This window comes from Ruminococcus sp., from assembly GCF_016283395.1.
Genome location: NZ_JAEEMU010000035.1, coordinates 178,356 through 188,802 on the forward strand (window position 1 = coordinate 178,356; position 10,447 = coordinate 188,802).

Annotated in this window: 8 protein-coding genes; 7 read left to right on the top strand and 1 reads right to left on the bottom strand. The window is 45.8% G+C overall.

What is annotated here, in order from left to right; all coding sequences use genetic code 11:
* The first annotated feature begins 268 nt into the window (after positions 1-268).
* Genes QZZ41_RS04995 through QZZ41_RS05010 form a run of 4 tightly spaced genes read left to right on the top strand, consistent with a single transcriptional unit; the run spans position 269 to position 4,906 of the window.
* Positions 269-1,288, top strand: a complete 1,020-nt coding sequence (locus QZZ41_RS04995; RefSeq protein WP_295069015.1) for an ABC transporter ATP-binding protein — start codon at positions 269-271, stop codon at positions 1,286-1,288.
* Position 1,289: 1 nt separating this feature from the next.
* Positions 1,290-2,024 carry an ABC transporter permease subunit gene (locus tag QZZ41_RS05000; protein WP_295069018.1) on the top strand — a complete coding sequence of 245 codons (735 nt, stop codon included), beginning with the start codon at positions 1,290-1,292 and terminating at the stop codon, positions 2,022-2,024.
* Between the two features lie 6 nt (positions 2,025-2,030).
* The gene (locus tag QZZ41_RS05005; protein WP_295069021.1) at positions 2,031-3,536 is read left to right on the top strand and encodes a GldG family protein; all 1,506 of its coding nucleotides are present in this window, start codon (positions 2,031-2,033) and stop codon (positions 3,534-3,536) included.
* Positions 3,536-4,906 (top strand): DUF4340 domain-containing protein, encoded by a 1,371-nt coding sequence (locus tag QZZ41_RS05010; protein WP_295069024.1) that lies wholly within the window; start codon positions 3,536-3,538, stop codon positions 4,904-4,906. Before QZZ41_RS05005 ends, QZZ41_RS05010 begins: the two co-directional genes overlap by 1 nt.
* 170 nt (positions 4,907-5,076) lie before the next feature.
* Here the strand turns inward: QZZ41_RS05010 and QZZ41_RS05015 are convergent, their stop codons facing one another.
* Complete coding sequence (locus QZZ41_RS05015; RefSeq protein ID WP_295069027.1) at positions 5,077-5,355, bottom strand: sporulation transcriptional regulator SpoIIID; 279 nt, start codon at positions 5,353-5,355, stop codon at positions 5,077-5,079.
* A gap of 159 nt (positions 5,356-5,514) precedes the next feature.
* On the opposite strand from QZZ41_RS05015, the gene QZZ41_RS05020 reads away from it, so the two are divergent.
* From QZZ41_RS05020 to nifJ, 3 genes are all read left to right on the top strand, one after another.
* On the top strand, positions 5,515-5,955 hold the full coding sequence (locus QZZ41_RS05020) for a SpoVA/SpoVAEb family sporulation membrane protein (protein WP_295069030.1): 441 nt from the start codon (positions 5,515-5,517) through the stop codon (positions 5,953-5,955).
* 329 nt (positions 5,956-6,284) lie between these two features.
* Positions 6,285-6,485: a hypothetical protein gene (locus QZZ41_RS05025; protein WP_295069033.1), complete on the top strand. Its 201-nt coding sequence runs from the start codon at positions 6,285-6,287 to the stop codon at positions 6,483-6,485.
* A 435-nt stretch (positions 6,486-6,920) separates the two neighbouring features.
* Complete coding sequence (gene nifJ / locus QZZ41_RS05030; RefSeq protein ID WP_295069038.1) at positions 6,921-10,445, top strand: pyruvate:ferredoxin (flavodoxin) oxidoreductase; 3,525 nt, start codon at positions 6,921-6,923, stop codon at positions 10,443-10,445.
* The last annotated feature ends 2 nt before the right edge of the window (positions 10,446-10,447 follow it).

Consider the following 10,447-nt stretch of genomic DNA (forward strand, 5'->3'; position numbering starts at 1 on the left):
AGTCACATCATAAAACTAATCCTGTCAACATTCATCTTACCCACAATAAACTCTCACAAAATCCTCACACTTTCGCTCTAAGATTTACCTGTCACATTGCTTGCGAAACAGCGTTGGCAAAATCGTCTCTCTTGTGAATTAACATTTTATTCATATTTTATTCATCTTGTGTTAATATTATTCTGCGATAATATAGCAGTATGCTATGATGAGATAATAGCACCTGTTTTTTGATAAAATTGATTTATTGATCGGAAAGGAGCAGCTCATGATTAATATTGAAAATCTTACAAAGTATTACGGCAGCAACCGTGCTGTAAATCATATAAGCTTTACAATAAACGATAATGAGATCCTCGGTTTTCTCGGGCCTAACGGTGCGGGAAAATCAACAACCATGAACATGATCGCAGGATTCCTGCCCATGTCAGACGGAACTGTCACCATTTACGGTGCAGACATTACCAAAGATCCGATAAAGGCAAAAAGCAATATCGGATACCTCCCCGAGATACCTCCCGTATACCCCGATATGAAAGTAAAGGAATACCTTTCATTCTGTGCAGGTCTGAAAAGAGTTCCAAGGGGTGAGCGCAAGAACGAAATAGACCGCGTTATGGGACTTCTTAAAATCAAGGACGTTTCGGGAAAGCTTATCCGCAATCTTTCAAAGGGTTACAAACAGCGTGTGGGATTTGCTCAGGCACTTCTCGGCAACCCGAAATTCCTTATCCTCGACGAGCCTACCGTTGGTCTCGACCCAAATCAGGTAGCAGAGGTACGTGCTCTGATAAAGGATCTGAAAAAAGAGCACTCGGTTATATTCAGCTCACATATCCTCAGCGAAGTAAGTGCGGTATGTGACAGAGTAGTAATCATCAACAAGGGCGACATCAGAGCTATCGACACTATCGAGAACCTTGAAAAGTCATTTGCCACATCGTTCATTCTCCACATCAAGGTAAAGGGCGACAAGGAAAGTGCTGCTTCTATAATAGGTATGACCAAGGGTGTCAGCGAGATAAAGAAGGTAGAGGACGAGGGCAATGATATCTACTCATTCACCGTTTCTCTCGAAGGAGACACCGATACTATCAGAGATTCTATCATGTCCGAATGTCTCAAAAGCGGCATAAGCATACTTGAAATGTATACGGACAAGCCTAATCTTGAAAACGTATTCATTGAGCTCATCAACCGTCCCGCAAAGAAGAACGGACTCCAGGAGCTTCTTGACGAGATGCCAGATGAGTCAGAAAAAAACACTGAGAAAAAGGAGGAAGAGTAAGATGTTTCCTATTTATAAAAAGGAGCTGCAATCATTCTTCTACACTCCTTTCGCTTACGCTTTCGCAGCACTTTTCATGCTGCTGTTCTCCCTGAGCTTTTCAAGCGGTATCGCTAAGCTCGAGGGCTCAAACACATGGGCATTCTCATTCACCGAGATGTTCTATTCCGTTATCCTCTACTTCATATTCCTCATACCGCTCCTCACCATGAGGACATTTGCGGACGAGCGCAAGAACGGTACGGAAGTCCTGCTGATGACATCACCTGTCAGCGTTCTGAAAATAGTTATCGCAAAGTTTCTTGCAAACGTTACTGTTTACATCTTCATGCTTTTAGGTACTGCATTCTTCCCTATCCTTACAGCTATGAAGGGCGAAGTCATCGTGAGCCAGCTCATATGCGCTTACATAGGCATATTCTTCTGGGGAACCATGTACATCGCAGTAGGTATGTTCATCTCATCACTTACCGAGTCGTCCATACTTGCGGCTATCATCGGCGAGGTAATAATGTTCATACTCCTCTTCGTTGATGACTTCTCAAATACAGCTTTCATCTCACAGTACCCAAAGGTACAGTCAGTGATATATTCATTTGCAGCACAGCCAAGATTTGCATACTTCTCAGAGGGCTTCATTCGTCTTTCGGATATGGTTTTCTTCGGTTCTGTAATAATAGTTTTCCTCGCATGGACATATATCGCCATCGAGAAGAGACGTTGGAACAGGGGGTAAGCCGAAATGAAGAAGAAAAAGAATTTCACCAATACTATCGCCTTCATAATGGCGATACTCGTACTTGTCATCTTCATACCGATAAACCTTATAGTAAGCTTTTACGACAGAGGCTTCGATATGACTCCTTCAAAGAAGTACACACTTAATGAAAAGACAAAACAGCTCATCGCTGACAATTCCGACAAGCATATAGATGTTTACTATCTCTCAAAGCTTGCATACTTCAATGAAGCTGATGCTTCGGAATTCCTCCCCCTTTATCACACACTCACACAGCTCGATGATTTCGACAATATCGACCTCACCTGCTTTGATCCTAACGAAAACGCCGCACTCGCAAGCAACCTTGATCCAGAGGGCAACCTTGGTACAAATGAGTGTGATATCTTCGTAAGATGCAATAATATCACCAAGAAGATAAGCGGTAAAAAGATATTCCAGGGCTCACAGGGACAGAAGCAGTACGCAGGCGAAGAGCTTATCGCTGCTGCTATCTCCATTTGCGCAAGCGGTTCTCTCCCCACAGTATACTTCCTTACAGGTCACGGAGAAAAGTCTATAAACGACAGCTTCTCGATATACGCTAATCAGCTCAAGTCCAAGGACTACGATGTTCAGGAGCTTGATCTCGACAAGGCAGGAGCTATCCCCGATAATGCAAAGATAATCTACCTTGCAGGTCCTCAGAAGGATATAACAGACAAGGAGAAAGACCTCCTCAACGAGTACGCCGAAAACGGCGGTTCACTCTCATTCCTTATTGATCCGTGCGACACAAAGGGACGTTTCTACAACATAGAAAACGTAATGGAAAAATTCGGACTTATCCTCGACTATAACTATGTTACAGAGTCTCTTGATGCCAACAAGCTTCAGGACAGAGACTCAAAGCAGGTCGAGAATTTCTTCCGTGTCGAGTATCCCGCAGGTTCAAGATACAATGACGAATTCACTCAGGACCTCACCTCCGACCTTAACGAACTCATAAGCGAAGGCGCATATATCGCAGGTATCGCAAACACAAGAAGCCTTACCGAGATCCCCGAGGACAGCTTCCCTGGCGCGTCTTATACAGAGCGTTCATCTATAATCAAGAATGTTGCTACCGCTTCAGGTGAATATACAACAGTCAGCAAGTCAATGGGCGGCGATGAGATCACCGCACAGCAGGCAGATGAGCTCCTCACAGGTCTTGATCTTGACTTCGGCTATTATTCTTACAATAAGGTGTCAGGCGGAAAAATGGTAGTATTCGGTACTACTTCCATAATCGACAGCGATGCTATCGCTCCTTCTATAAGCGGCTCAAATATGCTCGCAACATTCAGTAATACATGGCTGTATGACAGTGATATCCAGTTTGGTATAGGAAACAAGTTCAACTCCTACGACCACATGACCTTCAAGGATAGAAAAGAAGCAACAAGTGTTATGGTTATAGTTTATGTTATCCCTGCACTTCTTGCTATCGTTGGTGTCGCTGTATGGCTTAAAAGGAGAAATTCCTGATGAAAAAAATGATTATCGGACTTATCGCGCTTGTTTTCCTTGCCGGTGCTTCCATAGGTTTTTACCTTGCTGCAAAGCATGACAAGGACAAGGAAAAAGAGCAGACAAAACAGGAGCTTGCAGACAATGTGCTGTTCAACTTTGATCCGTACAGCTCCACAAAAATAGTTTTCTCAAAGGGCGATGAAGTTTATACTGCCGAGAAAAACGGTGACGAATGGGCACTCACTAATAGCGAATTCAAGCTTGACCAGACTTACTGCCAGCTCATATGCACATACCTTTCCGACCTAAAAGCCGTTACAAACTACGGCAACGTAACTGACGAAAAGCTGGCAATGTACGGTCTTGACGATCCCGATAAAGTTGAGATCACTGTTCCTTCCGGCACACATACCATATACATAGGAAGCGAAAGCCCTACAGGCGATTATTACTATGTTACTGTTGACGGAAAGAGCAATGTCTATGCTGTTGATTCACAGCACGGAAGCGTACTCAAACTCGATAGACTTCTTCTCAAGAATAAAATGATAGTGCCTTACTCACTTTATGATATACAGGAGGTAACTACATACAAGGACGGCAAGGTGCTCTGTGACCTTACATTTGATGCTGATGCTCAGACATGGTCACTCCCGAAGGAGTACTCCGAGCTCGAACTTGACCAGACTGCGGTAACAGCAGCTCTCAATGATCTTGTACGTCTTGAAGCAGAGGAAATGCTTGACGAAAAGCTTGACGACCTTTCAAAGTACGGCTTCGATAAGCCATACGGCGATATTATCGTAAAGGGCAGCGACGGCAGCGAGCATCATATCCTCATCAGTGCTAATGATAATGATCCGACATACTGCTTCGTACTCGTAGACAATGAGCAGGTAGAGCTTTATTACAGGGAAGACCTTACTATAGCAAACGCTCTCCCCTATGATTACCTCGTACGCAATTACGTTTCGGCTGACTCTTACAGTGTAAGCAGCTTCAAGTTCAGCTACCTTGATAACAACGACACCTGTGAAGTTGATATCAAGAATATGGAGTGCAAATACAACGGCAAGGACGTTGACTTTGACTCAACAGAAAACTATGTTGCTTTCAACAATTTCTTCAATGCATTTGCAATAGTGAAATTGAAGGGCACAGATGTTACTGTAAAGCCCGAACTGAAAGATCCTGTTATGACTGCCGAATACAGCTTCAGCGACGGTAGATCTCTTAAAATAGACCTTGTAAAGGGCGAAGAAGAAAAATATTACGTATTCCGTGACGGAAAGTATATTGGCGCATACGTTGACGAAAGTATGCTGACAGGCAGAGACTCGCTCAGCGAATTCTATATCAAATTCAAAAAACTTGCAGGCATATAAAAGCGTAGGGGCGGATAATATCCGCCCCTTAGTTGTTATTGCACAGCAAACAGAATTGTAGGGACGACCATTGGTCGTCCGCGCCTTACAATGCAATTAACATGAGTACACTGTAATGGCGAACATCGTTCGCCATTACATTACGCATAAACTCTAAATGAGTGTCACAGTTAAAAGTGCCGTATCTTTTTCCTGCGGCAGGCTATTTCGGCATATTTCCGCTTTGTGGCAAGTCCGCCGCGGATATGTCTTTCCTTCTTGTTTATTTCGAGTATGTCCTTCACTTTTTCATACAGCTCGGGATCTTCCTGTTTCAGCCTTTCACTTACATCTTTATGTACCGTACTTTTGGAAATGCCGAAGTTTCTTGCAGCTCCGCGTACAGTAGTCCTGTTTTCGATAATATATCTTCCAAGCATGACCGCACGACCTTCCGGCTGTGTTTTCAAACATATCACCTCTTTCTCTTGCATTTACTAATGTATATGTCGAAGAAGAGAAAGAAATGATACATTACCTGCCGTCCGCAGATATCCGCAGCACATTTATTTCAAACTGCGGAATATTTTATAATTACAGGCACATAATACAGCAAAGGAGCTGATAATATGAAAATTACACCTGAGCTGTACAGCGATATGACGCGACAGGCTTCACCAAAATCAAATTCCAAAGTCAATATAACTTTTGCTTTCCTTGTGGGCGGAGCGATCTGCGCATTGGGCGAAATAATACTTTCAATGCTTCAGGCATACGGTCTCGACCGTACAGAAGCAGGCACATGGACTTCCATTATACTTGTGGGACTGAGTTCCATATGCACAGGTCTTGGCTGGTACGAAAAGCTTGCAAAACACGCAGGTGCAGGAACACTCGTGCCTATTACAGGCTTTTCAAATGCCATAAGCTCATGCGCTATCGAGGCAAGATCGGAAGGTCCTATACTCGGCGTAGGAGCAAAGATATTCACCATAGCAGGTCCCGTCATTCTTTTCGGCTGCTCAGCCGCGACCATATACGGACTGATCTACTATTTGTTTAATTCATAATTCATAATGCATAATTCATAATTAATCGTGTCGGCTCACACCGACAAATACGAAAGAAATCATGTAGGGGCCGGTGTCCTCGACAGCCCGAGTTATTAGTGATCAGTGCATAGTGATTAATGTGTAGTTATCAATGCGTAATGCGTAATCATATGTAGGGGCGGATAGTATCCGCCCGTGACTAATAAATATACCTAAAACAAAAAGTGCTGTAAGCGATGTACAAGTAACGTTTTTGAAAAGAGTGAGCGAGTTTACGAGCGGCAACGTGGTAGGGTGCGCAGGCTCTGCGCCGAGCGGCAACGTGGTTAGGGTGTGCAGTCTCTGCGATGAACGGCAACGCGGAAGCGGTCGAGCTGGCTCAGCACTATCACTCCCAAAAATCATATAATATTTATTGTTCTGTAAGCGATGTACGAGTAAGGACTTTGATAAGAGTAAGCGAGCTTGCAAGCGGCAACGTGGATGCGGTCGAGCTGGCTCAGCTCGAAAAAAATAAGCAGGGCATATGCCCTGCTCGTCTTAGATAAACAGATGAAAATAAATATGTGTAGAACAAAAGAAAGGAGACAACAAAACGAGTGTTAATAATTAAGAATTATTTAACACTATAGCTATTATACATTATTTATGCCCTCACGTCAAGCAAATCCTTAAACTTTTGTAATTATGCACAACTTTGATCGTGACCCGTACAACATTTTTTACAATATCATTTTATAAACCCTTACACTTGTACAAATTACCAACGCTCCAATTGTGAAAAGACTGTCAAATCCTTGGAATATAGGCAAATTGCGCAAAATACGCATGATAATTTTGTATCAAAGCGCAAAAAAAGGTGTTTACAAAAAATTTGTTTTGTGATATAATAGATATCGTAGTTATACATGATTAACGCTCGTTCCGTTAAACATTCCTATAACCTAAATTTAATACTATTTTAGGAGGTCATTCCTATGGCAATCAAAAGAAAAATGAAAACAATGGACGGTAATAATGCCGCTGCATATGTTTCTTACGCCTTCACGGAAGTTGCCGGTATCTATCCGATCACACCTTCCAGCCCGATGGCAGACTATGTTGATCAGTGGTCAGCTCAGGGTGTCAAGAACATTTTCGGCACGACCGTTAAGGTTGAGGAGATGCAGTCAGAAGCAGGTGCTGCTGGTACTGTTCACGGTTCTCTGAACGCTGGTGCTCTGACTACAACCTATACTGCTTCTCAGGGACTTCTCCTTATGATCCCTAATATGTACAAGATCGCAGGTGAGCTTCTTCCTTGCGTATTCCATGTTTCTGCTCGTTGTGTTGCTTCTCACGCACTGAACATCTTCGGCGATCATTCAGACGTTTATGCTTGCCGTCAGACAGGTTTTGCAATGCTTGCTGAGACCAACCCACAGGAAGTAATGGACCTTGCTGCTGTTGCTCATCTTGCTTCTATCAAGAGCCGCGTTCCTTTCATCAACTTCTTCGATGGTTTCCGTACATCTCACGAGATCCAGAAGATCGAGACATGGGATTACGAAGATCTCAAGGAAATGTGCGATATGGACGCTGTAAAGGCATTCCGTGCTCGTGCTCTTAATCCAGAAAACCCAACAATGCGTGGTTCTCACGAAAACGGAGATATCTTCTTCCAGCACCGTGAGGCTTGCAACTCCTACTACAATGCAGTTCCTGCAATCGTTGAGGAGTACATGGGCAAGGTAAACGCAAAGCTTGGCACTGACTATAAACTTTTCAATTACTATGGTGCAGCTGACGCAGAGCGCGTTATCGTTGCAATGGGCTCTATCTGTGACGTTGCTGAAGAAGTTATCGATTACCTCAACAAGAAGGGTGAAAAGGTCGGTATCGTTAAGGTTCGTCTGTTCCGTCCTTTCTCAGCTGAAAAGCTCGTTGAGGCAATCCCTGCAACAGCAAAGACAATCGCTGTACTCGACAGAACAAAGGAGCCAGGTGCTCTCGGTGAGCCTCTCTACCTCGATGTAGTAGCTGCTCTTAATGCTACAGGCAGAAACGGTATCAAGGTTATCGGCGGCCGTTACGGTCTCGGTTCTAAGGATACTCCTCCTGCATCTGTATTTGCTGTATATGCAGAGCTCGCTAAGGCTGATCCTAAGCCACAGTTCACACTCGGTATCGTTGACGATGTTACTAACCTCTCACTCGCTGAGGAAGATGCTCCTAACACAGCAGCAGAGGGTACTATCGAGTGCAAGTTCTGGGGTCTCGGCGGCGACGGTACTGTTGGCGCAAACAAGGACTCTATCAAGATCATCGGCGACCACACTGACAAGTACGTTCAGGCATACTTCCAGTATGACTCAAAGAAGACAGGCGGTATCACTATCTCACACCTTCGTTTCGGTGATAAGCCTATCAAGAGCCCTTACTACATCAACAAGGCTGACTTTGTTGCCTGTCATAACCCATCATACATACTCAAGGGCTACAAGATGGTCAACGACGTAAAGCCGGGCGGTGTTTTCCTGATCAACTGCCAGTGGAGCCCTGAGGAGCTTGGCGAGCATCTCAATGCCGAAACAAAACGCTACATCGCCAGAAACAACGTTCAGCTTTATACCATCAATGCTATCGATATCGCCGCTTCCATCGGAATGGGCAAACGCACCAACACGACACTTCAGTCCGCGTTCTTCGCGCTTGCCAACGTAATGCCCATCGAAGAAGCTGTCGCTCACATGAAGGAAGCAGCTCTCAAGAGCTATCTGCGTCACGGACAGGATGTCGTTGACATGAACTACAAGGCCATCGATGCCGGTGTTACCGCGTATGTAAAGATCGATGTCCCGGCAGAGTGGGCTGATGCTGTTGACGAGACAGAGACCGTAAAGCATGAAGGCCCCGAGAAGCTCGTGAAGATGGTAGACACCATTCTTGCTCCTGTTGGACTCATGGACGGCTATTCAGTTCCTGTGTCTGCATTCAGTGATCATGTTGACGGAACATTCGAGCTTGGCGCATCCGCATATGAGAAGCGCGGTGTTGCTGTCTCCGTTCCTGTATGGAATCCCGAGACCTGCGCACAGTGCAACCAGTGTGCATTCGTCTGCCCGCATGCGACTATCCGTCCCTTCGCACTGACCGAAGAGGAAGCAGCAAATGCTCCTTCCAATACAAAGTTCGGCAAGAGACCTATCTTCAAGACAGATTATAAGTATACGCTGGCTATTTCTCCTCTGGACTGCATGGGCTGCGGTGTTTGCATCGGTGTATGCCCCACCAAGTCCCTCGCAATGGTCGACAGAGAAAGCCAGGAAGACCAGCAGGCAGTGTTCGATTACTGTGTAGCAGAAGTCGACGAAAAGAAGGACATCAGCCCGATGCTGAACGTCATCACCAGCCAGTACAGGAAACCTCTGCTTGAGTTCTCAGGCTCCTGCGCAGGCTGCGCCGAGACTTCCTATGCAAGGCTCGTGACACAGCTCTTCGGAGATCACATGTACATCTCCAACGCGACCGGATGCTCCTCCATCTGGGGCGGCCCGGCTGCTACATCCCCCTATACAAAGACCAAGGAAGGACGCGGACCTGCATGGGCCAACTCCCTCTTTGAGGATAACGCGGAGCACGGCTTCGGAATGATGCTCGGGCAGAACGCCATCAGGAATGCACTTAAGGGCAAACTTGAAGTTCTTGCCGGAAGCGAAGAAGCACCTGAGTCATTCAAGACAGCTGTCAGCGAGTATCTCGATACATTCACTGACGGAAACAAGAACGGTGCTGCGACCGAAGCTCTTGTCGCAGAACTTGAGAAGCTCGGCGAGTGTGAAGACCGCAACTATATCCTCGAGAACAAGGAATATCTGTCCAAGAAGTCCGTTTGGATCTTCGGCGGAGACGGATGGGCATACGATATCGGATTCGGCGGTCTGGACCATGTCCTGGCTTCCGGAGAAGACGTCAACATCATGGTCTTCGATACAGAGGTGTATTCCAACACCGGCGGTCAGGCATCCAAGGCATCTCAGATCGGTCAGGTAGCGCAGTTCGCATCTGCCGGTAAAGAGATCGCAAAGAAGAGCCTCGCCGACATCGCAATGTCCTACGGTTATATCTATGTCGCACAGGTCGCTATGGGCGCTGACATGAACCAGACCCTGAAAGCCCTTACGGAGGCTGAGTCCTATCACGGACCGTCCCTCGTGATCGGCTACGCTCCCTGCGAGATGCACAACATCAAAGGCGGCATGACCAACTGCCAGTCCGAGATGAAGAAGGCCGTGGAAGCAGGTTACTGGAACAACTTCAGATACGATCCGCGCCGCAAGGCAGAAGGAAAGAATCCGTTCCAGCTCGACAGCAAGGCGCCGACAGGCAGCTATCGTGACTTCATCATGGGTGAGGCAAGATACTCATCCCTGACACGTTCCTTCCCGGAGCGCGCGGAAGTTCTGTTTGAGAAAGCCGAAGAGAATGCAAAGAACCGTTATGAAGCACTCGTAGAGAGAGCAGAGTAATC

Excerpts from the sequence above, each read along its gene's own strand:
- QZZ41_RS04995 (WP_295069015.1), top strand. The coding sequence starts at position 269 with ATGATTAATATTGAAAATCTTACAAAGTATTACGGCAGCAACCGTGCT.
- QZZ41_RS05000 (WP_295069018.1), top strand. The coding sequence starts at position 1,290 with ATGTTTCCTATTTATAAAAAGGAGCTGCAATCATTCTTCTACACTCCT.
- QZZ41_RS05005 (WP_295069021.1), top strand. The coding sequence starts at position 2,031 with ATGAAGAAGAAAAAGAATTTCACCAATACTATCGCCTTCATAATGGCG.
- QZZ41_RS05010 (WP_295069024.1), top strand. The coding sequence starts at position 3,536 with ATGAAAAAAATGATTATCGGACTTATCGCGCTTGTTTTCCTTGCCGGT.
- QZZ41_RS05020 (WP_295069030.1), top strand. The coding sequence starts at position 5,515 with ATGAAAATTACACCTGAGCTGTACAGCGATATGACGCGACAGGCTTCA.
- QZZ41_RS05025 (WP_295069033.1), top strand. The coding sequence starts at position 6,285 with ATGAACGGCAACGCGGAAGCGGTCGAGCTGGCTCAGCACTATCACTCC.